We start from the raw sequence: 22,570 nt of genomic DNA on the forward strand, positions 1-22,570 counted from the left end.
TCAGCTCTCCTTGAAGGGGAAGCCCAGCCGGCGCAGCAACGCCCGGCCTTCCTCGTCGGTGGTCGCGGTGGTCACGACCGTGATGTCCATGCCGCGCGGGCGGTCGATGCTGTCCGGGTCGATCTCGTGGAACATCGACTGCTCGTTCAGGCCGAACGTGTAGTTGCCCCGGCCGTCGAACTGGTTCGGGGACAGGCCACGGAAGTCGCGGATACGCGGCAGCGCGATCGTCAGCAGCCGGTCCAGGAACTCCCACATCCGATCGTTGCGCAGGGTGACCTTGGCGCCGATCGGCATGCCCTCGCGCAGCTTGAACTGCGCGATGGACTTGGTCGCCCGCCGGACCTGCGGCTTCTGACCGGTGATGGTGGCCAGGTCCCGGACCGCGCCGTCGATGAGCTTGGAGTCGCGAGCGGCCTCGCCGACACCCATGTTCACGACGACCTTGACCACGCCCGGGATCTGCATGACGTTCGAGTAGCTGAACTCCTCGCGGAGCTGCTCGCGGATCTCCTCGCGGTAGCGAAGCTTGAGCCGCGGCGCGACCTTCTCCTGCGTCGGCGCGCTCATCAGATCTCCTTCCCGGAACGCTTGGAGATCCGGACCTTCTTGCCGTCCTCGGTGATCTTGTAACCCACGCGGGTCGGCTTGCCGTCCGCGTCGATCAGCATCACGTTGGAGACGTTGATCGGCGCCTCCTGGGTGACGATCCCGCCGGACTGCGCGCCCCGCTGGTTCTGGCTGACCCGGGTGTGCTTCTTGATCCGGTTCACGCCCTCGACCAGGACTCGGTCACGGGTCGGGTAGGCCTGGATGACCTTGCCCTTGGCGCCCTTGTCCTTGCCGGCGATCACCAGAACGGTGTCGCCCTTCTTGACCTTCATGCTCACAACACCTCCGGCGCGAGGGAGATGATCTTCATGAACCGCTTGTCGCGCAGCTCGCGACCGACCGGGCCGAAGATGCGGGTCCCCCGCGGCTCGCCGTCCGGCTTGATCAGCACGGCGGCGTTCTCGTCGAACCGGATGTAGCTGCCGTCCGGACGACGCTTCTCCTTGACGGTGCGCACGATGACGGCCTTGACCACGTCACCGCGCTTCACCCCGGCACCCGGGATGGCTTCCTTCACCGTTGCCACGATGATGTCGCCGATCCCCGCATAGCGCCGCGCCGAACCGCCCAGCACCCGGATGCACAGGATCTCCTTGGCACCGGTGTTGTCGGCGACGCGCAGCCGCGACTCCTGCTGGATCACTTCGCCTTCTCCAGGATCTCGACCAGCCGCCAGCGCTTCGTCGCCGACAGCGGTCGGGTCTCCATCAGCCGGACCCGGTCGCCGATGCCGGCCGTGTTGGCCTCGTCGTGCGCCTTCACCTTGCTCGTCCGCCGGATGACCTTGCCGTACAGCGGGTGCTTCACCCGGTCCTCGAGAGAGACCACGATCGTCTTGTCCATCTTGTCGGACACGACCAGTCCCTCGCGGACCTTCCGCTCGCCGCGCTGCTCGGCCTGCTTCTCGCTCATGCCGCGCCCTCGTCCTCGATCGGCGCCGCGGACAGACCCAGCTCGCGCTCGCGCATCACGGTGTACACCCGCGCGATCTCGTGCCGGACGGTCCGCAGCCGCCGGTTGTTGTCCAGCTGCCCGGTCGCCATCTGGAAGCGGAGGTTGAACAGCTCCTCCTTCAGCTCCCGCACCCGCTGCACGAGCTCCTCGTCGGTCAGCTCACGCAGCTCCGCGGCCGTGGTGCCTGCGGTGCGTGCCATCAGATGTCACCACCCTCACGGGTCACGATCCGGCACTTCATCGGCAGCTTGTGGATGGCGCGACGGAGCGCCTCGCGAGCGGTCTGCTCGTTCGGGTAGCTCATCTCGAAGAGCACCCGGCCGGGCTTCACGTTGGTCACCCACTTCTCCGGCGAACCCTTACCGGAACCCATCCGGGTCTCCGCCGGCTTCTTGGTCAGCGGCCGGTCCGGGAACACATTGATCCACACCTTGCCGCCACGGCGGATGTGCCGGTTGATGGCGATACGGGCGGACTCGATCTGCCGGTTCGTCACGTAGGCCGGCTCCAGGGCCTGGATGCCGAAGTCACCGAAGGTGACCCGGGTGCCACCCGAGGCCATACCGGTGCGGTGCGGCCGGTGCTGCTTGCGGTGCTTGACCCTGCGCGGGATCAGCATGACTCAGGCCTCCCCACCGGTGTTCTCGGTCGGCGTGGTCTCGGTGGCGACTCCGCCACCGGCCTGCTCGGCGGCGGCGCGGCCGGCGTCCGTGCTGGTCGCCGTCGTGCCCGAGGCACCCGAACGACGACGGGCGGGACGCTCGCGGCGCGGGCCACGGCTCGGCTCGGCAACGGCGGGCGCGCCCTCACGGCGGCCACCGACCACGTCGCCCTTGTAGATCCAGACCTTCACACCGATCCGGCCGAAGGTCGTACGGGCCTCGAACAGGCCGTAGTCGATGTCGGCGCGCAGCGTGTGCAGCGGCACCCGACCCTCACGGTAGAACTCCGACCGCGACATCTCCGCGCCGCCGAGACGACCCGAGCACTGCACCCGGATGCCCTTGACCTGCGGCGAGCGCATGGCCGACTGGATGGCCTTACGCATCGCGCGACGGAACGCCACGCGGTTGGACAGCTGCTCGGCGACGCCCTGCGCCACGAGCTGCGCGTCCGACTCGGAGTTCTTGACCTCGAGGATGTTGAGCTGGACCTGCTTCTTGGTCAGCTTCTCGAGCTGGCCACGGATGCGGTCCGCCTCGGCACCACGACGGCCGATGACGATGCCCGGACGGGCGGTGTGGATGTCCACCCGCACCCGGTCCCGGGTCCGCTCGATCTCGACCTTGGAGATGCCGGCCCGCTCCATGCCCTTGGAGAGCATGCGGCGGATCTCGACGTCCTCCTTGACGTACTCGGCGTACTGCTTGTCGGCGTACCACCGGGACTTCCAGTCGGTGGTGATACCGAGCCGGAACCCGTGCGGGTTGATCTTCTGACCCATCAGCGGGCCCTCCCCTTCGCACCTCGGGCGCCTCGCGTGCCCGCCTTGGCCGGCCGCGACTCCACCTCGATGGTGATGTGGCTCGTCCGCTTGCGGATCCGGTACGCGCGACCCTGCGCACGCGGCCGGATGCGCTTGAGCGTCGGGCCCTCGTCGACGTAGGCCACGGCCACCACCAGGGTGTCCGGATCCATGTCGAAGTTGTTCTCGGCGTTGGCCGCGGCGCTCGCCACGACCTTGGCCACCGGCTCGGCCGCGGCCTGCGGCGAGAACCGCAGGACGCTCAGGGCCTCGGCCACCGGCCGGCCCTTGATCAGCTCGACCACGCGCCGGACCTTGGTCGGCGACATGTGGACGAACCTGGCCTTGGCGTGCGCGCGAGGCAGCTCGAGCGCGGCGCCGGGGGTGTTCTGGCTGTCGTCAGCCATTCCTCTCCACCTCTCCTAGTCGCTACTCGGGCCGCTCAGCGCCGACGCGCTTTGCGGTCGTCCTTGATGTGGCCCCGGAAGGTCCGGGTGGGGGCGAACTCCCCCAGCTTGTGGCCGACCATCGAGTCCGAGACGAAGACCGGCACGTGCTTGCGGCCGTCGTGCACCGCAATCGTGTGGCCGATCATGTCCGGGATGATCGTGGACCGGCGGGACCAGGTCCGGATAACGGTCTTCTTGCCCGACTCGTTGAGGGCGTCCACCTTCTTGAGCAGGTGGTCGTCCACGAACGGGCCCTTCTTCAGGCTGCGCGGCATGTCTTGAACCTCCCTGCTCAGCGCTTCTTGCCGGTACGACGCCGGCGGACGATCAACTTGTCACTCGGCTTGCGGCGGCGGGTGCGACCCTCCGGCTTGCCGTTCGGGTTCACCGGGTGCCGACCACCGGAGGTCTTGCCCTCACCACCACCGTGCGGGTGGTCGACCGGGTTCATGGCCACACCACGGACGGTCGGGCGCTTGCCCTTCCACCGCATGCGGCCGGCCTTGCCCCAGTTGATGTTCGACTGCTCGGCGTTGCCCACCTCGCCGACCGTGGCGCGGCAGCGCACGTCGACGTTGCGGATCTCGCCGGACGGCATGCGCAGCTGCGCGTACGGGCCGTCCTTGGCGACCAGCTGCACACCCGAGCCGGCGGCACGGGCGATCTTGGCGCCGCCGCCGGGGCGGAGCTCGATCGCGTGCACCACGGTGCCGGTCGGGATGTTGCGCAGCGGCAGGTTGTTGCCGACCTTGATGTCGGCCTTCGGGCCGCTCTCGATCCGGTCGCCCTGCTTGATCTTCGCCGGCGCGATGATGTAGCGCTTCTCGCCGTCGGCGTAGTGCAGCAGCGCGATCCGCGAGGTGCGGTTCGGGTCGTACTCGATGTGCGCGACCTTGGCCGGCACGCCGTCCTTGTCCGCCCGCCGGAAGTCGATCAGCCGGTAGGCGCGCTTGTGCCCGCCGCCCTGGTGGCGCGCGGTCACCTTGCCGTGCACGTTCCGCCCGCCCTTGCTGTGCAGCGGACGGATCAGCGACTTCTCCGGCTCGGACCGGGTGATCTCGGCGAAGTCGGAGACGCTGGCGCCGCGGCGGCCGGGGGTGGTCGGCTTGTACTTGCGGATACCCATGGGTCTGCTCGCTCCCTCAGCTCGCCCGGCCACCGAACACGTCGATCGTCTTGCTCTCCTCGGAGAGCGTGACGACCGCGCGCTTGGTGTCCTTGCGCTTGCCGTAGCCGGTGCGGGAGCGCTTGCGCTTGCCCGGGCGGTTCAGCGTGTTCACGCTGAGCACCTTGACCCCGAACACCTTCTCCACGGCGATCTTGATCTCGGTCTTGTTCGCGTCCGGCGCGACGAGGAAGGTGTACTGGCGCTCCTCGAGCAGCCCGTAGCTCTTCTCCGACACCACCGGCGCGACCAGGATGTCGTGCGGGTCGGGGATCACTTGCCATCCTCCTCGGCGGCACCGCCCGCGCGCTTCGCCGACCGCGGAGCGGCGACGGGGCCCGCGAGGAACGTGTCCAGCGCATCCGACGTGAACACCACGATGTCGTTGACGAGCACGTCGTAGGTGTTCAGCTGGTCCGGCGCGATCAGGTGCACGGACGGCAGGTTGCGCAGGCTCTGCAGGCTCACCGTGTCGTCGCGGCCGACGACCGCGAGGACCCGGGTCTTCTGGTCGGTGACCAGGGTCTCGATCACCGCGCGGGCCGTCTTGGTCGACGGCGTGTCGCCGGTGACGATCCCGGACACGACATGCACGAGGCCGGCCCGGGCCCGGTCGGAGAGCGCCCCGCGCAGCGCGGCGGCCTTCATCTTCTTGGGCGTCTTCTGCGCGTAGTCGCGCGGCGTCGGGCCGTGCACCACACCACCGCCGGCGAACTGCGGCGCGCGGGTCGAGCCCTGGCGGGCGCGCCCGGTGCCCTTCTGGCGGTACGGCTTGCGGCCACCGCCGCGCACCTCGCCACGGGTCTTCGTGTCGTGCGTGCCCTGCCGGGCCGCGGCCAGCTGGGCCACCACGACCTGGTGCATCAGCGGGACGTTCGCCGTCACGTCGAAGACGTGAGCCGGCAGCTCGACGCTGCCCTCGGTGCCCCCGCTGGGGGTCTTGATCTCAACGCTGGTCACTTGACACCACCCTTCGCGGCCGACTTGACCACGACCAGGCCGCCGCGCGGACCGGGAACCGCGCCCTTGATCAGCAGCAGCCCGTTGTCGGCGTCCACCCGGTGGACGGTCAGGTTCTGCGTGGTCACCCGCGCGACACCCATGCGCCCGGCCATCCGCAGGCCCTTGAAGACCCGGCCCGGAGTGGCGCAGCCGCCGATGGAGCCCGGCGAGCGGTGCTTGCGCTGGGTACCGTGCGACGCGCCCAGACCCTTGAAGCCGTGGCGCTTCATGACACCCGCGGTGCCCTTGCCCTTGCTGGTGCCGACCACGTCGACCACCGCGCCGGCGTCGAACACCTCGGCGGTGATCTCCTGGCCGACGGTGTACTCGCCCGCGTCGGACGTCCGCAGCTCGATCAGGTAGCGGCGCGGGGTCACGCCGGCCTTGGTGAAGTGGCCGGTCTCCGGCTTGTTCACCTTGCGCGGGTCGACGGCGCCGTAGGCGAGCTGGACGGCGACGTAACCGTCCTTCTCGGCCGAGCGGACCTGGGTCACGACATTGGGCCCGGCCTGGACCACGGTGACCGGAACCACCCGGTTGTTCTCGTCGAATACCTGGGTCATCCCGAGCTTCCTGCCCAGGATCCCGGTGATCTGCCTGTCAGTCATCGGTTCGTCAGCCCTACTGAATGTTGACGTCGACGCTGGCCGGCAGGTCGATGCGCATGAGCGCGTCGACCGTCTTCGGCGTCGGGTCGAGGATGTCGATCAGCCGCTTGTGGGTGCGCATCTCGAAGTGCTCGCGCGAGTCCTTGTACTTGTGCGGCGAGCGGATGACGCAGTAGACGTTCTTCTCGGTCGGCAGCGGCACCGGCCCGACGACCCTGGCACCGGTACGCGTCACCGTCTCGACGATCTTGCGAGCAGACGCGTCGATTGCCTCGTGGTCGTAGGCCTTCAGCCTGATGCGGATCTTCTGTCCCGCCATGGTCGTCGGTCGTCCTCTTCTTCCTGCCGCTGCGTACGCGTGCTCCGGGTCGTGCCCGCAAGGAGCCCCGCAGGGCTCGCACCGCTCACTGGCGACTCCAGCCGCGGCCCGCGCTCTGTTCAGGTCTCACTCCGTGGGCTCCGGTCCACGAGGTCGGGCGTGTCGCGCTCGAACCTCATACCGGTCCCCGGGTCACGTGCACCCCACGGGGGGTGCTGTGTTCGGGGGCTGGCGCCCGGCACGGCGCGCGGAATCATGGGATCCCGCGCGCCGCAGCCGTACGCGCAACCCGTCAAGGATGCCACACCGGAGTGCAGCCTCCTCAACCGGGGGGTCTTACTTGTTGATCTTGGTGACCTGGCCGGCGCCGACGGTCCGACCACCCTCGCGGATGGCGAACTGCAGGCCCTCCTCCATGGCGATCGGCTGGATCAGCGCGACGCTCATCGAGGTGTTGTCGCCCGGCATGACCATCTCGGTCCCGCTGGGCAGGGTCACCACACCGGTCACGTCCGTGGTACGGAAGTAGAACTGCGGCCGGTAGTTGTTGAAGAACGGCGTGTGCCGGCCACCCTCGTCCTTGGACAGGATGTAGACCTGGCCCTCGAACTCGGTGTGCGGGGTGATCGAACCCGGCTTCACGACGACCTGACCGCGCTCGACGTCCTCGCGCTTGATGCCGCGGAGCAGCAGGCCGACGTTCTCACCCGCGCGACCCTCGTCGAGGATCTTGCGGAACATCTCGACACCGGTGACGGTGGTCTTGGTCGACTTCTCGCGGATGCCGACGATCTCGACCTCCTCGTTCACCTTCACGATGCCGCGCTCGATGCGGCCGGTGACCACGGTGCCGCGGCCGGTGATGGTGAAGACGTCCTCGACGGGCATGAGGAACGGCTTCTCGATGTCGCGCTCGGGCTCCGGGATCGACTCGTCGACCGCGTTCATGAGCTCGAGCAGCTTCTCGCCCCACTCGGCGTCGCCCTCGAGGGCCTTGAGGGCCGAGACGCGCACGATCGGCAGGTCGTCACCCGGGTAGTCCTGGGACGACAGCAGCTCGCGGACCTCGAGCTCGACGAGCTCCAGGATCTCCTCGTCGTCGACCATGTCGGCCTTGTTCAGCGCGACCACGATGTAGGGCACGCCGACCTGGCGGGCCAGCAGCACGTGCTCGCGGGTCTGCGGCATCGGGCCGTCGGTCGCCGCGACCACCAGGATGGCGCCGTCCATCTGGGCCGCACCGGTGATCATGTTCTTGATGTAGTCGGCGTGACCGGGGCAGTCGACGTGCGCGTAGTGCCGCTTCTCGGTCTGGTACTCGACGTGCGCGATCGAGATCGTGATGCCGCGCTGACGCTCCTCGGGAGCCTTGTCGATCTGGTCGAACGCCGACGCCTCGTTGAGGTTCGGGTACTTGTCGTGCAGAACCTTGGTGATGGCCGCCGTCAGCGTGGTCTTGCCGTGGTCGATGTGACCAATCGTGCCGATGTTGACGTGCGGCTTGGTCCGCTCGAACTTCGCCTTCGCCACTGCAGGGTCCTCCTGGACTGAGTTCTTCTTGTCCGCCGTGCTGACGGCAGGTCTGGTAAGTGCTTCCGGGGTCGTACGGGAACGGGCCGCGGACCCTACAGGTCCGCGGCACGCACCTCTTACTCGCCCGTCGCCTTGGCGATGATCTCCTTGGCCACGTTGGTCGGAACCTCCGCGTACGAATCGAAGACCATCGTGTAGTTCGCCCGGCCCTGGGTCCGCGACCGCAGGTCACCGACGTAGCCGAACATCTCCGACAGCGGCACCAGCGCCTTGACGACGCGGGCGCCGGCCCGCTCCTCCATGGCCTGGATCTGGCCACGGCGGGAGTTGAGGTCGCCGATGACATCGCCCATGTAGTCCTCGGGCGTGGTGACCTCGACGGCCATCATCGGCTCGAGCAGGGCCGGGTCGGCCTTGCGCGCAGCCTCCTTGAGGGCCATCGAACCGGCGACCTTGAAGGCCATCTCGGACGAGTCGACCTCGTGGTACTGGCCGTCCAGCAGGGTCAGCTTGATGCCGACCAGCGGGTAGCCCGCCAGCACGCCGTACTGCATGGCGTCCTGGGCGCCGGCGTCCACCGACGGGATGTACTCCCGCGGGACGCGACCACCGGTGACCTTGTTGTCGAACTCGTACAGCGCACCGTCCGCGGTGTTCAGCGGCTCCAGCGCGATGATCACGCGAGCGAACTGGCCCGAGCCACCGGTCTGCTTCTTGTGCGTGTACTCGAACTTCTCGACCGGGCGGCGGATCGTCTCCCGGTAGGCCACCTGCGGCTTGCCGATGTTGGCCTCGACCTTGAAGTCGCTCTTCATGCGGTTGACCAGCACCTCGAGGTGCAGCTCACCCATGCCGGCGATGATGGTCTGGCCGGTCTCCTCGTCCAGGGACACCTGGAACGTGGGGTCCTCCTCGGCCAGCTTCTGGATCGCCGTCGAGAGCTTCTCCTGGTCGGCCTTGGTCTTCGGCTCCACCGCGACCTGGATCACCGGGTCCGGGAAGGTCATCGACTCGAGGACGATCGGCGCCTGCGGGTCGCAGAGCGTCTCGCCCGTGGTCGTGTCCTTCAGGCCGATGACCGCGTAGATGTGGCCGGCCAGGGCCTCGTCGACCGGGTTCTCCTTGTTGGCGTGCATCTGGAAGAGCTTCCCGATGCGCTCCTTGCGGTCCTTGGTCGAGTTGATGACCTGGGAACCCGCGGCGACCCGGCCCGAGTAGACCCGGACGTAGGTGAGCTTGCCGAAGAACGGGTGCGCAGCGATCTTGAACGCGAGCGCCGAGAACGGCTCGTCGGTGCTCGGCTTGCGGCTGGCCGGGGTCTCCCCGTCCGGCAGCGTGCCCTCGACCGGCGGCACGTCGATCGGCGACGGCAGGTAGTCGATGACCGCGTCGAGCATGGGCTGCACGCCCTTGTTCTTGAACGCGGAGCCGCACAGCACCGGGTAGGCGATCCGGTCGTTCACGATCTTGCGGATGCCCTGCTTGATCTGCTCGGTGGTGACCTCCTCACCGCCGAGGTAGGCCTCCATCAGCGCGTCGTCGGTCTCCGCGACGGCCTCGACCAGCTTCTCGCGGTACTCCGCGGCACGGTCGGCCAGGTCGGCGGGGATCTCCTCGACCGCGTAGTCGTCGCCCTTCTGGACCTCGCCGCGCCAGGTCAGCGCGCGCATCTCGACCAGGTCGACGACTCCGATGAACTCGCTCTCGGAGCCGATCGGCAGCTGCAGCGGCAGCGGCCGAGCGCCGAGGCGCTCCTCGATGGTGCGCACGGTGAAGTAGAAGTCCGCACCGAGCTTGTCCATCTTGTTGACGAAGCAGATGCGCGGGACGTCGTACTTGGTGGCCTGCCGCCAGACCTGCTCGGACTGGGGCTCGACGCCCTCCTTGCCGTCGAAGACCGCGACGGCGCCGTCGAGCACCCGCAGGGACCGCTCCACCTCGACGGTGAAGTCGACGTGCCCCGGGGTGTCGATGATGTTGATCTGGTGGTCTTTCCAGAAGCAGGTCGTCGCGGCCGACGTGATCGTGATACCGCGCTTCTGCTCCTCCTCCATCCAGTCCATGGTGGCGGCACCGTCGTGCACCTCACCGAGCTTGTAGTTGATCCCGGTGTAGAAGAGGATCCGCTCGGTGGTGGTGGTCTTGCCGGCGTCGATGTGCGCCATGATGCCGATGTTGCGGACCTTGCCCAGGTCCGTCAGCACGTCCCGTGCCACTTGTCGCTCGCTCCCTCAGCAGTGGTGCGCGGACGGTCGGCCCGTCACCAGCGGTAGTGGGCGAAGGCCTTGTTGGACTCCGCCATCTTGTGCATGTCCTCGCGCCGCTTCACGCTGGCGCCCAGCCCGTTGCTCGCGTCGAGCAGCTCGTTCATCAGCCGCTCGACCATCGTCTTCTCGCGACGCTGACCGGCGTACGAGACCAGCCACCGCAGGCCCAGCGTGGTCTGCCGGACGGCACGGACCTCGACCGGGACCTGGTAGGTCGCGCCACCGACACGGCGGCTGCGGACCTCGAGGGCCGGCTTGACGTTGTCCAGCGCACGCTTCAGCGTGACCACCGGGTCGGTGCCGGTCTTCTCCCGGGTGCCCTCGAGCGCGGCGTAGACGATGCGCTCGGCCAGCGAGCGCTTGCCGTCCTGCAGCACCTTGTTCACCAGCTGGGTGACCAGCGGCGAGCTGTACACCGGGTCGGAGACCAACGGCCGCTTCGGGGCGGGACCCTTGCGGGGCATCAGCTCTTCTCCTTCTTCGCGCCGTAGCGGCTACGCGCCTGCTTGCGGTTCTTGACGCCCTGGGTGTCCAGGGAACCCCGGACGATCTTGTAGCGGACGCCCGGCAGGTCCTTCACCCGGCCGCCGCGGACGAGCACGATGGAGTGCTCCTGGAGGTTGTGGCCCTCACCCGGGATGTAGGCGGTGACCTCGATCAGGCTGGTCAGCCGGACGCGGGCGACCTTGCGCAGCGCGGAGTTCGGCTTCTTGGGCGTCGTGGTGTACACGCGCGTGCAGACCCCGCGGCGCTGGGGGCTCCCCTTGAGCGCGGCGGTCTTGGTCTTCGCGACCTTGTCCTGACGGCCCTTGCGGACCAGCTGCTGGATCGTGGGCATGGACCGTTTACTTCTTCCCGTCGGCTTGCTCGGCTGTATCTCTTAGATCGTGCTGTGCGGGATGGTCGGACGGACGGCTGCACCGGCCGCCCGTACCCCGAGGTCGGGCGTGTCGCACCCGAAGCTCCTCATGGCAGGTCGGGGAACCCAGCAGGAGAGTCCGGGTGGCCCGCGACCCGTCGGTCCCGCCCCGCACTGAAGCGCAGAGCCGGTGACCATCGGGCACGCGGATCGGCCCGACCATGGTCGAGCGCAAGACCACAGAGTACCCGGCCCGCAGTTGAGGGGTCAAAACGGGTCCGCAGTCGTCGTCGGCAGGGTGCCGTAACAACCGCTTCGCCGCAAGCCGACTCACCCGCTCGCCGCGTACCGATGGCCGCTCGTCGCGGCGTCGACCTCGTCGCCACCTGCGGTGAGTCCGGACACACGCCCCGCGACGACCGGTCCCGGATCCTGCTGTACCGCCCGAATGGCCGAGTAGTTACCGTCCGGTAATGAGCATTCGGGTGCCCCGACCTGTCGTCAGCGGGATCGTGCGCGCCGTCGTCGCGCCGATCCTGTCCCCCCGTGTTCCGGTCCCGGCCCAGCGCCGGCTGCTCGACCTCGCGGGTCGAACCGTGCCGGCACCTCCCGGCGTCCGCCGGACCACGGAGCCACTCGGTGGTGTCCCCGCGGTCCGCTTCGTGGCTCCCGGCGCTGCCGGCCCCCACGTCGTCCTGTTCCTGCACGGTGGCGGATACGTCACCGGTTCACCCGGCTCGCACGGTTCCCTCGCGGGACACCTGAGCCGCGCCACCGGCGCTCCCGTCCACCTGCTGCACTACCGGCGGGCACCGGAACACCCGTACCCCGCCGCGGTCGACGACGCACACGCCGCCTACCGGGCCCTGCGCGCAGCGGGCCACCCAGCACAACGCATCGCGGTCGTCGGTGATTCCGCCGGCGGCGGGGTGGCCCTCGCGCTGCTGCTGCGGCTGCGGGCGGCCGGGGAGGACCTGCCCGCCACCGTCGGCCTCATCTCCCCCTGGCTGGATCTCGACCTCACCGGACCCGCCGTCGCCGCGAACGCGCACCGGGACGCGATGCTCGACCCACGCTGGCTCGCCGACTCGGCCCGGGCGTACCGCGCGGGCGCGCCGGCCGACACCCCAGAGCTGACCCCGCTGCACGCCGACCTGGCCGGCCTGCCGCCGCTGCACGTCATCGCGGGGGCACGCGAGCTGCTGGTGAGCGACTCCGACGCGCTGGTCGACCGGGCCCGGGCCGCGGGCGTGCCCGTCACCTACCGCCGGGCCCCCCGGATGTGGCACGACTACCCGATCTTCGCCGGGCTGCTCGCCGAGGCCGACGCCGCGGTGGCCGAGCTCGGCGCCGCCTTGCGACGGGACTGCGCGGCGCGCCGACCGCGTGTCGCCGTCGTCGGGGCCGGGTTCGGCGGGATCGGGATGGGCATCGCGTTGCGCGAGGCCGGCTACCGCGACGCCGCCGACCTCACCATCCTCGACCGGGCCGACGGCGTCGGCGGCGTCTGGCGGGACAACACCTATCCCGGCGCCGCCTGCGACGTGCCGTCACACCTCTACTCCTTCTCCTTCGCGCCCGGCCACGAGTGGTCGCGGCGCTTCGCGCCCCAGCCCGACATCCTGCGCTACCTGCGCCGGGTGGCGACCGAGGGCGGCCTCGACGGGCACCTGCGGCTGGGCACCGAGGTCACCGAGGCCCGCTACGACGCGCCGACGGCCACGTGGCGGCTGAGCACGGCCGGCGGCGAGACCGTCGAGGCCGACGTTCTGGTCTCCGCCTGCGGGCAGCTGTCCCGGCCCGCGACCCCCGCCCTGCCCGGCCTCGACCGGTTCGACGGCCCGGTGTTCCACTCGGCCCGCTGGGACCACGACGTCGACCTCACCGGCAAGCGGGTCGCCGTCATCGGCACCGGGGCCAGCGCCGTGCAGTTCGTGCCGGCCATCGCCGACCGGGTCGGCGCCGTGACGGTGTTCCAGCGGTCGGCGCCGTACCTGATCCCCAAGCCGGACCGCCGGTACCGCGCCTGGCACCACGCACTGTTCCGGCGGGTGCCGGCCTGGCGCAACGCCGCACGCGTCGGCTGGGCGGCGTTCTTCGAGGTCGGCGCCCTCGGCCTCACGACCGTCCAGACCGCCGCCGTGCCGTTCCGGTACGCGTTCGAGGGGCTGCTGCGCCGCCAGGTGCCCGACGCCGCGCTGCGCGAGAAACTGCGCCCGGACTACCCCATCGGCTGCAAGCGGCTGCTGATCTCGTCGGAGTACCTGCGGGCCCTCGCCCGGCCGCACGTCGACGTCGTCACCGATCCCATCGCCGAGGTGACCGCGAACGGCGTGCGCACGAGCGACGGCGTGGAGCATCCGGCCGACGTGATCATCTTCGGGACCGGCTTCGCCACGAACGACTTCCTGGCTCCCATGAAGGTGTTCGGACCCGACGGCCAGGAACTGAGCGAGCAGTGGCGCGACGGGGCCCGGGCCTACCTCGGCATCACCGTGCCGGAGTTCCCGAACCTGTTCCTGCTCTACGGCCCGAACACCAACGTCGGGTCGGGCTCGGTCGTGCACATGCTGGAGTCCCAGATCCACTACGTCCGGGAGGCCGTGCACCGCCTGTCGGCGGGGGCGCGCAGCCTCACCGTGCGCTCCGAGGCGGCGTCGGCGTTCGACAGCGAGATGCAGCGCCGGCTCTCCGAGAGCGTCTGGACCGGCTGCTCGAGCTGGTACCGGACGGCGTCCGGCCGGATCGTCAACAACTGGCCGGGCCTGATGCGCGAGTACCGCAAGCGCACCAGCCGCTTCGACCCGGCGGACTACCACGTCGAGCCGCTCCCCGCTCGCTGACCGGCTCCGGACCTCGCCTGCCGCGCTCGGTGGCCGCGACGCCCGAGGCTCGCGGCTCCGAGCCGGGGATCATGTGCTGGGGGCTCCGCGGAACGGCTCGGACGCCGCGCCTGCGGGACAACGCCCGGAAACGACGAACGGGGCCGGGGACCGCCGCGGGAGAGCGGTCCCCGGCCCCGTTCGGGTGCCGGACCTCAGGTGGCTACCGCGTCAGCGGTAGTCGCGCCCGAAGTCGTAGTCGTCCAGCGGCACCGCTGCACCGGTACCCGTACCGAACACGTCGGGGCTGTAGTAGCCGTCGTCGTAGCTCGGCAGGGCGTAGGCGGCCGCGCGGGCCTCCTCGGTGGGCTGCACCTGGATGTTGCGGTACCGGCTGATGCCCGTACCGGCCGGGATCAGCTTGCCGATGATCACGTTCTCCTTCAGCCCGACGAGCTTGTCGCGCTTTCCGTTGATCGCGGCATCGGTGAGGATCCGGGTGGTCTCCTGGAACGACGCCGCGGACAGCCACGACTCCGTCGCCAGCGAGGCCTTCGTGATCCCCATCAGCACCGGGCGACCCGAGGCCGGCTCGCCGCCCTCGGCCACCACCTGACGGTTGGCGGACTCGAAGTCCGACCGCTCGGCCAGCGCACCGGGCAGGAACTCCGTCGCACCCGAGTCGATGATCGTGACCCGGCGCAGCATCTGCCGGACGATGACCTCGATGTGCTTGTCGTGGATGTCCACGCTCTGCGTGCGGTACACCTTCTGCACCTCACGCACCAGGTGCAGCTGCACCTCGCGCGGACCCATGACCCGCAGCACCTCGTGCGGGTCGGCCGTGCCCTCGAGGAGCAGCTGGCCCACGTGCACGTGGTCGCCGTCCGCCAGCGGCCGCTCCTGACCGTCCACGACGGTCATCGCCAGCCACTGCCGCTTCGACAGCTTCTCGTAGACGATCTCCTCGCCCCCGTCGTCCGGGATGAGGGTGATCTTCCAGAAGCGGTCGCCGTCCTCGATCTGGATCCGGCCGTCGACGTCGGCGATGGGCGCCTTGCCGCGCGGGACCCGGGCCTCGAACAGCTCCTGGACACGGGGCAGACCGGTCGTGATGTCGTCCCCGGCCACACCACCGGTGTGGAAGGTACGCATCGTCAGCTGCGTACCCGGCTCACCGATCGACTGTGCCGCGACGATGCCGACGGCCTCGCCGACGTCCACCAGCTTGCCGGTGGCCATCGAACGGCCGTAGCACATGCCGCAGATGCCGGTGGCCGACGTGCAGGTCAGGGCGCTGCGCACCTTGATCTGCCGGACGCCCGCCGCGACCAGCGCGTCGAGCGCCGGGTCGCCGAGGTCGTCGCCGCGGCGCACCACGAGCTCGCCGTCCGGGCCGTACACGTCCTCAGCGGAGCTGCGGGCGTAGACGCTGGTCCGGATGTAGCGGTGCGGGATGAGCCGGCCGTCGCTGGTCTCCTCGGTGACCGGCATGACGATGCTGCGCTCGGTCCCGCAGTCGACCTCGCGGACGATGACGTCCTGGGAGACGTCGACGAGACGACGGGTCAGGTACCCCGAGTCGGCGGTCCGCAGCGCGGTGTCCGCCAGACCCTTACGGGTGCCGTGCGTGGAGATGAAGTACTCCAGCACCGACAGGCCCTCACGGAAGTTGGCCTTGATCGGACGGGGGATGTACTCGCCCTTCGGGTTGGCCACCAGACCACGCATACCGGCGAGCTGCCGGACCTGGGTCATGTTGCCCGCCGCACCCGACTTCACGATCGTCGGGATCGGGTTGTCCTCGGGGAAGTTCTCCTCCATGGCCCGGGCGACCTCTTCGGACGCCTGGGTCCAGATCTTGACCATCTCGTCGTTGCGCTCCTGGTGGGACAAGGCGCCCCGCTGGTAGCGCTTGTTGACCTGGTCGGCCTTGGCCTCGTAGCCGTCGAGGATCTCCTGCTTGTTCGGCGGGACCACGACGTCGTCGATCGCCAGCGTGACACCGGAGCGGGTGGCCCAGTAGAAGCCGGCGTCCTTGAGCCGGTCGAGCACCTGCGCGACCTCGGTCATGGAGTACCGCTCGGCCAGGTCGTTGATGATCGCGGCCTGACGCTTCTTGGGCAGCGGCTCGTTGACGAACGGGTAGTCCGACGGGAGCAGCTCGTTGAACAGCACCCGGCCGAGCGTCGTCTCCGCCCGCCAGACACCGTCCTCCCCGGCGGTCTGCCCGGCCTCCGGCACCACACCCTGGAGCCGGATCTTGATCGGCGCCTGCAGGTGGAGCACCTTGCGGTCGTAGGCCATGATTGCCTCGGCCGGCGAGGAGAACGACTGTCCCTCACCGGTGGCGCCGGGGCGCTCCCGGGTGAGGTGGAACAGACCGGTCACCATGTCCAGCCGCGGCATCGCGAGCGGACGACCCGACGCCGGCGACAGGATGTTGTTGCTCGAGAGCATCAGCACCCGGGCCTCGGCCTGGGCCTCGGCCGACAGCGGCAGGTGGACCGCCATCTGGTCACCGTCGAAGTCGGCGTTGAACGCCTCGCAGACCAGCGGGTGCAGCTGGATGGCCTTACCCTCCACCAGCTGCGGCTCGAAGGCCTGGATGCCGAGGCGGTGCAGCGTCGGCGCGCGGTTCAGCAGCACGGGGTGCTCGGAGATGACCTCCTCCAGCACGTCCCACACCTGCGAGCGGCCGCGCTCGACCATGCGCTTCGCGGACTTGATGTTCTGCGCGTGGTTGAGGTCGACCAGCCGCTTCATCACGAACGGCTTGAACAGCTCCAGCGCCATCTGCTTGGGCAGACCGCACTGGTGCAGCTTGAGCTGCGGGCCGACCACGATGACCGAACGGCCGGAGTAGTCGACGCGCTTGCCCAGCAGGTTCTGCCGGAACCGGCCCTGCTTGCCCTTGAGCAGATCGGACAGCGACTTGAGCGGCCGGTTGCCCGGGCCCGTCACCGGCCGGCCGCGGCGGCCGTTGTCGAACAGCGCGTCGACGGCCTCCTGCAGCATCCGCTTCTCGTTGTTGACGATGATCTCGGGCGCGCCGAGGTCGATCAGTCGCTTGAGGCGGTTGTTCCGGTTGATGACCCGGCGGTACAGGTCGTTCAGGTCCGACGTGGCGAACCGGCCACCGTCGAGCTGCACCATCGGGCGCAGGTCCGGCGGGATCACCGGGACGCAGTCCAGCACCATGCCCATCGGGCTGTTGCCGGTGGCCTGGAACGCGGCCACCACCTTCAGCCGCTTGAGCGCGCGCAGCTTCTTCTGACCCTTGCCGCTGCGGATGGTCTCCCGCAGGTTCTCGGCCTCGGCGTCGATGTCGAAGTTCTGCAGCAGGGTCTGGATCGCCTCGGCGCCCATGGCACCGGTGAAGTAGTCGCCGTAGCGGTCGTAGAGCTCGCGGTAGAGCCCCTCGTCCGCGATCAGCTGCTGGACGTCCAGCTTGACGAAGGTCGTCCAGATCTCGTCGAGCCGGTCCAGCTCGCGCTGGGCACGGTCACGGAGCTGGCGCATCTCACGCTCGCCACCCTCCTTGACCTTGCGGCGGACGTCGCTCTTGGCGCCCTCCGCCTCCAGCTCGGCGAGGTCGGCCTCGAGCTTCTGGGCCCGGGCCTCCACGTCGGTGTCGCGGCGCTGCTCGACCCGCTTGCGCTCCACGCTCATCTCGTTCTCGAGCGTGGGCAGGTCCTGCTGGCGCAGCTCCTTGTTGACGCTGGTGATGACGTAGGCGGCGAAGTAGATGATCTTCTCGAGATCCTTCGGCGCCAGGTCCAGCAGGTAGCCCAGCCGGCTCGGCACACCCTTGAAGTACCAGATGTGCGTGACCGGGGCGGCCAGCTCGATGTGCCCCATCCGCTCGCGGCGGACCTTGGCACGGGTCACCTCGACGCCGCAGCGCTCACAGATGATGCCCTTGAACCGGACGCGCTTGTACTTGCCGCAGTAGCACTCCCAGTCCCGGGTGGGACCGAAGATCTTCTCGCAGAAGAGACCGTCCTTCTCCGGCTTCAGCGTCCGGTAGTTGATGGTCTCGGGCTTCTTCACCTCGCCGTGGGACCACTGGCGGATGTCCTCGGCGGTCGCCAGGCCGATGCGCAGCTCGTCGAAGAAGTTGACGTCGAGCACGTGTGTCCTCAGTTCCTTCGTAGGTCGACAGGTGGCCTCGGGTCTGGTCAGTTCACGACGTCGTCGACGGTGACGGAGTCGGATCCGGGACGGCTGGACAGGTTGATGCCCAGGTTCGCCGCGGCCCGCTCCAGGTCCTCGTCGTCGGTGTCGCGCATCTCGATGGCCGCACCGTCACTGGACAGCACCTCGACGTTCAGGCACAGCGACTGAAGCTCCTTCAGCAGCACCTTGAACGACTCCGGGATGCCCGGCTCGGGGATGTTCTCCCCCTTGACGATGGCCTCGTAGACCTTGACCCGGCCCACCACGTCGTCCGACTTGATGGTGAGCAGCTCCTGCAGGGTGTAGGCGGCGCCGTAGGCCTGCATGGCCCAGCACTCCATCTCACCGAAGCGCTGGCCACCGAACTGGGCCTTACCACCGAGCGGCTGCTGGGTGATCATCGAGTACGGACCGGTCGAGCGAGCGTGGATCTTGTCGTCCACCAGGTGCGCCAGCTTCAGGATGTACATGTAGCCGACGGCCACCGGGAACGGGTACGGCTCCCCGGAACGCCCGTCGAACAGCTGGGCCTTGCCGTCCGGGCCGACCATGCGCTCGCCGTCGCGGTTGGGCAGCGTCGAGCCGAGCAGCCCGGTGATCTCGTGCTCCTTGGCGCCGTCGAACACCGGCACAGCGGTGTTCGTGCCGGCGGGCACGGAGTAGAGCTCCTCGGGCATCATCGACGCCCAGTCGGGCTTGCCCTCGATCTCCCATCCGGACTTGGCGATCCACCCGAGGTGGGTCTCCAGCACCTGGCCGATGTTCATCCGTCGCGGAACACCGTGGGTGTTCAGGATGATGTCGACCGGGGTGCCGTCCGGCAGGAACGGCATGTCCTCGACGGGCAGGATCTTGCCGATGACACCCTTGTTGCCGTGGCGACCGGCCAGCTTGTCGCCGTCGGAGATCTTGCGCTTCTGGGCCACGTAGACCCGGACCAGCTCGTTGACGCCCGGCGCCAGCTCGTCCTCGTCGTCCCGGCTGAACACCCGGATGCCGATGACCTTGCCGTTCTCGCCGTGCGGCACCTTCAGCGAGGTGTCACGGACCTCGCGCGCCTTCTCGCCGAAGATCGCGCGGAGCAGCCGCTCCTCCGGGGTCAGCTCGGTCTCGCCCTTCGGCGTCACCTTGCCGACCAGGATGTCGCCGGGCTGGACCTCGGCGCCGATCCGGATGATGCCGCGCTCGTCGAGGTCGGCGAGCACCTCCTCGGAGACGTTCGGGATGTCCCGGGTGATCTCCTCGGCGCCGAGCTTGGTGTCCCGGGCGTCGATCTCGTGCTCCTCGATGTGGATCGAGGTGAGGACGTCGTCCTGGACCAGCCGCTGGCTGAGGATGATCGCGTCCTCGTAGTTGTGGCCCTCCCACGGCATGATCGCGACGAGCAGGTTCTTGCCCAGCGCCATCTCGCCGTTCTCGGTGCACGGCCCGTCGGCGAGCACCTGGCCGGCCTCGACCCGCTGACCCTCGTCGACGATGGGCTTCTGGTTGTTGCAGGTGCCCTGGTTCGACCGGCGGAACTTGTTCAGCCGGTAGGTCTGCCGGGTGCCCTCGTCGGCCATCACGGTGATGTAGTCGGCGCACAGCTCCTCGACCACACCGGCCTTGTCGGCCACGAGCACGTCACCGGCGTCGACCGCGGCGCGCAACTCCATGCCGGTACCGACCAGCGGCGCCTCGCTGCGCAGCAGCGGAACGGCCTGACGCTGCATGTTCGCACCCATCAGGGCGCGGTTCGCGTCGTCGTGCTCGAGGAACGGGATCAGCGCCGTCGCGACCGACACCATCTGCCGCGGCGAGACGTCGATGTACTCGACGCCGGCCGGCGAGATGTAGTCGACCTCGCCGCCCTTGCGGCGGACCAGGACGCGCTCTTCCTGGAAGCGGCCGTCGTCGTGCAGCGGCGCGTTGGCCTGCGCGATGACGAACCGGTCCTCCTCGTCCGCGGTCAGGTAGTCGATCTGCTCGGTGACCCGGCCGTTCTCGACCTTGCGGTACGGGGTCTGGATGAAGCCGAACGGGTTCACCTGCGCGAACGTCGACAGCGACCCGATCAGGCCGATGTTCGGACCTTCGGGGGTCTCGATCGGGCACATCCGGCCGTAGTGGCTGGGGTGCACGTCGCGGACCTCGAAGCCGGCCCGCTCCCGGGACAGACCGCCCGGACCCAGCGCGGAGAGCCGGCGCTTGTGCGTCAGGCCCGCGAGCGGGTTGTGCTGGTCCATGAACTGGGAGAGCTGGCTGGTGCCGAAGAACTCCTTGATCGCGGCCACGACGGGCCGGATGTTGATCAGGGTCTGCGGCGTGATCGCCTCGACGTCCTGGGTCGTCATCCGCTCGCGGACGACGCGCTCCATCCGCGACAGGCCCACCCGGACCTGGTTCTGGATCAGCTCGCCGACCGTGCGCAGACGCCGGTTGCCGAAGTGGTCGATGTCGTCGGTCTCGACCGGGATCTCGACCGCGTCGTCGCCCTCGCCCACGGTCATCGTGGTCTCACCGGCGTGCAGCCGGACGAGGTACTCGATGGTGGTGGCGACGTCCTCTTCGGTGAGGGTCCCGACCTCCATGGGGATGCGGAGGCCGAGCTTCTTGTTGGCCTTGTAACGGCCGACCTTCGCGAGGTCGTAGCGCTTGTCCTTGAAGAACAGGTTCTCCAGGAGCGTCTGCGCGCTCTCGCGCGTCGGCGGCTCGCCCGGGCGCAGCTTGCGGTAGATGTCGAGCAGGGCCTCGTCCTGGCCCGCCGTGTGGTCCTTCTCGAGCGTCGCGAGGATCGTCTCGGAGAAGCCGAAACGCTGCTGGATCTGCTCGGTCGTCCAGCCCAGCGCCTTGAGCAGCACGGTGACCGGCTGCCGACGCTTGCGGTCGATGCGGACACCGACGGTGTCGCGCTTGTCGACGTCGAACTCGAGCCAGGCGCCCCGGCTCGGGATGATCTTGACCGAGTAGACGTCCTTCTCGGTCGTCTTGTCGATGCTGTGATCGAAGTAGACGCCCGGGGAGCGCACCAGCTGCGACACGACGACGCGCTCGGTGCCGTTGATGATGAAGGTGCCCTTGTCGGTCATCACCGGGAAGTCACCCATGAACACCGTCTGGCTCTTGATCTCGCCGGTGGTGTTGTTGGTGAACTCCGCGGTGACGAACAGCGGGGCGCCGTACGTCATGTCCTTGTCCCGGCACTCCTCGACGGAGGCCTTGACCTCGTCGAAGCGCGGGTCGGAGAAGGACAGGGACATGGAACCGGAGAAGTCCTCGATCGGAGAAATCTCCGCGAGGATCTCCTCGAGACCGCCGAGCGGGTTCTCCTCGCCGGCGTCGATCCGCCGCTGGAACCACGCCTCGTTGCCGACCAGCCACTCGAAGGACTGGATCTGCAGATCGAGGAGGTCGGGAACCTCGAGCGGCTCGCGGATCTTCGCGAAAGAGACCCGGGTCGGTGCGCCCGGGAAGCTCGGGTTGGCCGAGACGGCGGTCGCGGGGGTCTTGGTGGCGCGGGAGACAGCCAAGATGCGTCCTTCCGAGAACTACGCTCTCGTCTGGCGGGCACCGGCCCCTACGCGCTACCGTTTGGTCGTCTCGCCCGGGCGGGAGGTCCGGGCGGGGGCGATCATCTGGTCGCAGAGGTTGGTGCACGCCGTCTGTTGTCGGGCGCTGGCACCAACCAGGGTCCGTCGACACGAGCCGGACCTCTCCCGGTGGGGAGCTCCCGACAGCGCGCGCACGAAACCTGGCCGGAGGCAGCGCAAAGAGGCAGTCTAGCTGCAAATGCAGCCGCTGTCGAGACGGGTCACCGAGGGAACCATCGAGACCTAAGAGTGACCTGACAGGCGCACCGAGTCAAGACTCTACGCGTCGGTAAGTGGTCCCTTTCGGAGGACGACCGGCCGGTCAGGGCCCTACAGCCTAACGAGTGGGCCGCCAAGCAGCGCCTTCGCCCCCTCCGGCCCGACCGTCCGACCGCTCGCCGGGCCACCTCCCTGACATCCCGACGGTCACCGCGTCTCCGGACGGCCGCTGAATGAGAGGTTCGTCACGCTCCGTGGGCCACCCGTCCCTCGCTTCGCGCACCCGCCCGTTGGGCCGTTCCGGGTGCCGGATCCACCATCCGGGACGCCGCGTCGGGCTCCTTGACACGCCGTGATCGCCGCCACAACGATCACGGGCGACCACGAGGCCGCTCGCAAGGAGGAGACGAGGATGTCTGATGCCCCCGCGATGGGTGAGTTCCTGGGTGCCGACGCGCCCAGCAACTGGGGTAAGTGGGGTCCGGACGACGAGGTCGGGTGCCTGAACTACCTGGACGCGTCGCAGGTGCTGCGCGGGGTGCAGCACA

The 22,570-nt window shown here is 69.0% G+C and carries 21 protein-coding genes; 1 reads left to right on the top strand and 20 read right to left on the bottom strand.

Going from position 1 to position 22,570, the window contains the following annotated elements:
• The 18 genes from rplE to rpsL form a co-directional block, all read right to left on the bottom strand.
• Complete coding sequence (rplE, locus tag HF519_RS12225) at positions 1 to 570, bottom strand: 50S ribosomal protein L5 (RefSeq protein WP_169413035.1); 570 nt, start codon at positions 568 to 570, stop codon at positions 1 to 3.
• Positions 570 to 884, bottom strand: a complete 315-nt coding sequence (gene rplX, locus HF519_RS12230; RefSeq protein ID WP_169413036.1) for a 50S ribosomal protein L24 — start codon at positions 882 to 884, stop codon at positions 570 to 572. Before rplX ends, rplE begins: the two co-directional genes overlap by 1 nt.
• 2 nt (positions 885 to 886) lie before the next feature.
• Positions 887 to 1,255 carry a 50S ribosomal protein L14 gene (gene rplN, locus HF519_RS12235; RefSeq protein ID WP_169413037.1) on the bottom strand — a complete coding sequence of 123 codons (369 nt, stop codon included), beginning with the start codon at positions 1,253 to 1,255 and terminating at the stop codon, positions 887 to 889.
• On the bottom strand, positions 1,252 to 1,524 hold the full coding sequence (gene rpsQ / locus HF519_RS12240; RefSeq protein ID WP_169413038.1) for a 30S ribosomal protein S17: 273 nt from the start codon (positions 1,522 to 1,524) through the stop codon (positions 1,252 to 1,254). Before rpsQ ends, rplN begins: the two co-directional genes overlap by 4 nt.
• Complete coding sequence (gene rpmC / locus HF519_RS12245) at positions 1,521 to 1,766, bottom strand: 50S ribosomal protein L29 (protein WP_169413039.1); 246 nt, start codon at positions 1,764 to 1,766, stop codon at positions 1,521 to 1,523. The genes rpsQ and rpmC overlap by 4 nt, the downstream gene beginning before the upstream one ends.
• Complete coding sequence (rplP, locus tag HF519_RS12250; protein ID WP_169413040.1) at positions 1,766 to 2,185, bottom strand: 50S ribosomal protein L16; 420 nt, start codon at positions 2,183 to 2,185, stop codon at positions 1,766 to 1,768. Before rplP ends, rpmC begins: the two co-directional genes overlap by 1 nt.
• A gap of 3 nt (positions 2,186 to 2,188) precedes the next feature.
• Positions 2,189 to 3,010: a 30S ribosomal protein S3 gene (gene rpsC, locus HF519_RS12255; protein WP_169413041.1), complete on the bottom strand. Its 822-nt coding sequence runs from the start codon at positions 3,008 to 3,010 to the stop codon at positions 2,189 to 2,191.
• A complete protein-coding gene (gene rplV, locus HF519_RS12260) occupies positions 3,010 to 3,438 on the bottom strand; it encodes a 50S ribosomal protein L22 (protein ID WP_169413042.1) in 429 nt (142 codons plus the stop codon). Before rplV ends, rpsC begins: the two co-directional genes overlap by 1 nt.
• Before the next feature lie 35 nt (positions 3,439 to 3,473).
• Complete coding sequence (gene rpsS / locus HF519_RS12265; protein WP_020622935.1) at positions 3,474 to 3,755, bottom strand: 30S ribosomal protein S19; 282 nt, start codon at positions 3,753 to 3,755, stop codon at positions 3,474 to 3,476.
• Positions 3,756 to 3,772: 17 nt separating this feature from the next.
• Complete coding sequence (rplB, locus tag HF519_RS12270) at positions 3,773 to 4,606, bottom strand: 50S ribosomal protein L2 (protein WP_169413043.1); 834 nt, start codon at positions 4,604 to 4,606, stop codon at positions 3,773 to 3,775.
• Positions 4,607 to 4,622: 16 nt separating this feature from the next.
• Positions 4,623 to 4,922, bottom strand: coding sequence for a 50S ribosomal protein L23 (gene rplW / locus HF519_RS12275; protein WP_169413044.1), 300 nt, complete (start codon positions 4,920 to 4,922; stop codon positions 4,623 to 4,625).
• Positions 4,919 to 5,605, bottom strand: a complete 687-nt coding sequence (rplD, locus tag HF519_RS12280; RefSeq protein ID WP_169413045.1) for a 50S ribosomal protein L4 — start codon at positions 5,603 to 5,605, stop codon at positions 4,919 to 4,921. Before rplD ends, rplW begins: the two co-directional genes overlap by 4 nt.
• The gene (gene rplC, locus HF519_RS31265; RefSeq protein WP_169413046.1) at positions 5,602 to 6,255 is read right to left on the bottom strand and encodes a 50S ribosomal protein L3; all 654 of its coding nucleotides are present in this window, start codon (positions 6,253 to 6,255) and stop codon (positions 5,602 to 5,604) included. Before rplC ends, rplD begins: the two co-directional genes overlap by 4 nt.
• Before the next feature lie 13 nt (positions 6,256 to 6,268).
• Positions 6,269 to 6,574 carry a 30S ribosomal protein S10 gene (gene rpsJ, locus HF519_RS12290; RefSeq protein WP_003938093.1) on the bottom strand — a complete coding sequence of 102 codons (306 nt, stop codon included), beginning with the start codon at positions 6,572 to 6,574 and terminating at the stop codon, positions 6,269 to 6,271.
• A 336-nt stretch (positions 6,575 to 6,910) separates the two neighbouring features.
• On the bottom strand, positions 6,911 to 8,104 hold the full coding sequence (gene tuf / locus HF519_RS12295) for an elongation factor Tu (RefSeq protein ID WP_169413047.1): 1,194 nt from the start codon (positions 8,102 to 8,104) through the stop codon (positions 6,911 to 6,913).
• 119 nt (positions 8,105 to 8,223) lie between these two features.
• The gene (fusA, locus tag HF519_RS12300; protein WP_169413048.1) at positions 8,224 to 10,323 is read right to left on the bottom strand and encodes an elongation factor G; all 2,100 of its coding nucleotides are present in this window, start codon (positions 10,321 to 10,323) and stop codon (positions 8,224 to 8,226) included.
• A gap of 44 nt (positions 10,324 to 10,367) precedes the next feature.
• Positions 10,368 to 10,838 (bottom strand): 30S ribosomal protein S7, encoded by a 471-nt coding sequence (gene rpsG / locus HF519_RS12305; RefSeq protein WP_169413049.1) that lies wholly within the window; start codon positions 10,836 to 10,838, stop codon positions 10,368 to 10,370.
• Positions 10,838 to 11,212 (bottom strand): 30S ribosomal protein S12, encoded by a 375-nt coding sequence (rpsL, locus tag HF519_RS12310; RefSeq protein WP_169383930.1) that lies wholly within the window; start codon positions 11,210 to 11,212, stop codon positions 10,838 to 10,840. The genes rpsG and rpsL overlap by 1 nt, the downstream gene beginning before the upstream one ends.
• Positions 11,213 to 11,706: 494 nt before the next feature.
• Between rpsL and HF519_RS32840 the strand changes: the two genes are divergently transcribed.
• Positions 11,707 to 14,076 (top strand): alpha/beta hydrolase fold domain-containing protein, encoded by a 2,370-nt coding sequence (locus tag HF519_RS32840; protein ID WP_169413050.1) that lies wholly within the window; start codon positions 11,707 to 11,709, stop codon positions 14,074 to 14,076.
• Between the two features lie 210 nt (positions 14,077 to 14,286).
• Here the strand turns inward: HF519_RS32840 and HF519_RS12320 are convergent, their stop codons facing one another.
• Together HF519_RS12320 and rpoB are read right to left on the bottom strand one after the other, a co-directional pair.
• The gene (locus HF519_RS12320; RefSeq protein ID WP_169413051.1) at positions 14,287 to 18,189 is read right to left on the bottom strand and encodes a DNA-directed RNA polymerase subunit beta'; all 3,903 of its coding nucleotides are present in this window, start codon (positions 18,187 to 18,189) and stop codon (positions 14,287 to 14,289) included.
• Positions 18,190 to 18,236: 47 nt separating this feature from the next.
• Positions 18,237 to 21,743 carry a DNA-directed RNA polymerase subunit beta gene (gene rpoB, locus HF519_RS12325; RefSeq protein WP_169413052.1) on the bottom strand — a complete coding sequence of 1,169 codons (3,507 nt, stop codon included), beginning with the start codon at positions 21,741 to 21,743 and terminating at the stop codon, positions 18,237 to 18,239.
• Between the last annotated feature and the right edge of the window lie 827 nt (positions 21,744 to 22,570).

It is taken from the genome of Pseudonocardia bannensis (genome assembly GCF_012911875.1).
Classification (GTDB): domain Bacteria; phylum Actinomycetota; class Actinomycetes; order Mycobacteriales; family Pseudonocardiaceae; genus Pseudonocardia; species Pseudonocardia bannensis.

What these genes read in the sequence shown, in the direction of transcription:
- rpmC (WP_169413039.1), bottom strand. Translation starts at nt 1,766, where the DNA reads ATGGCACGCACCGCAGGCACCACGGCCGCGGAGCTGCGTGAGCTGACC.
- rpsS (WP_020622935.1), bottom strand. Translation starts at nt 3,755, where the DNA reads ATGCCGCGCAGCCTGAAGAAGGGCCCGTTCGTGGACGACCACCTGCTC.
- rplC (WP_169413046.1), bottom strand. Translation starts at nt 6,255, where the DNA reads ATGACTGACAGGCAGATCACCGGGATCCTGGGCAGGAAGCTCGGGATG.
- rplE (WP_169413035.1), bottom strand. Translation starts at nt 570, where the DNA reads ATGAGCGCGCCGACGCAGGAGAAGGTCGCGCCGCGGCTCAAGCTTCGC.
- rpsJ (WP_003938093.1), bottom strand. Translation starts at nt 6,574, where the DNA reads ATGGCGGGACAGAAGATCCGCATCAGGCTGAAGGCCTACGACCACGAG.
- HF519_RS32840 (WP_169413050.1), top strand. Translation starts at nt 11,707, where the DNA reads ATGAGCATTCGGGTGCCCCGACCTGTCGTCAGCGGGATCGTGCGCGCC.
- rpsQ (WP_169413038.1), bottom strand. Translation starts at nt 1,524, where the DNA reads ATGAGCGAGAAGCAGGCCGAGCAGCGCGGCGAGCGGAAGGTCCGCGAG.
- rplX (WP_169413036.1), bottom strand. Translation starts at nt 884, where the DNA reads ATGAAGGTCAAGAAGGGCGACACCGTTCTGGTGATCGCCGGCAAGGAC.
- rplP (WP_169413040.1), bottom strand. Translation starts at nt 2,185, where the DNA reads ATGCTGATCCCGCGCAGGGTCAAGCACCGCAAGCAGCACCGGCCGCAC.
- rpsG (WP_169413049.1), bottom strand. Translation starts at nt 10,838, where the DNA reads ATGCCCCGCAAGGGTCCCGCCCCGAAGCGGCCGTTGGTCTCCGACCCG.
- rpsC (WP_169413041.1), bottom strand. Translation starts at nt 3,010, where the DNA reads ATGGGTCAGAAGATCAACCCGCACGGGTTCCGGCTCGGTATCACCACC.
- rpsL (WP_169383930.1), bottom strand. Translation starts at nt 11,212, where the DNA reads ATGCCCACGATCCAGCAGCTGGTCCGCAAGGGCCGTCAGGACAAGGTC.
- rplB (WP_169413043.1), bottom strand. Translation starts at nt 4,606, where the DNA reads ATGGGTATCCGCAAGTACAAGCCGACCACCCCCGGCCGCCGCGGCGCC.
- rplV (WP_169413042.1), bottom strand. Translation starts at nt 3,438, where the DNA reads ATGGCTGACGACAGCCAGAACACCCCCGGCGCCGCGCTCGAGCTGCCT.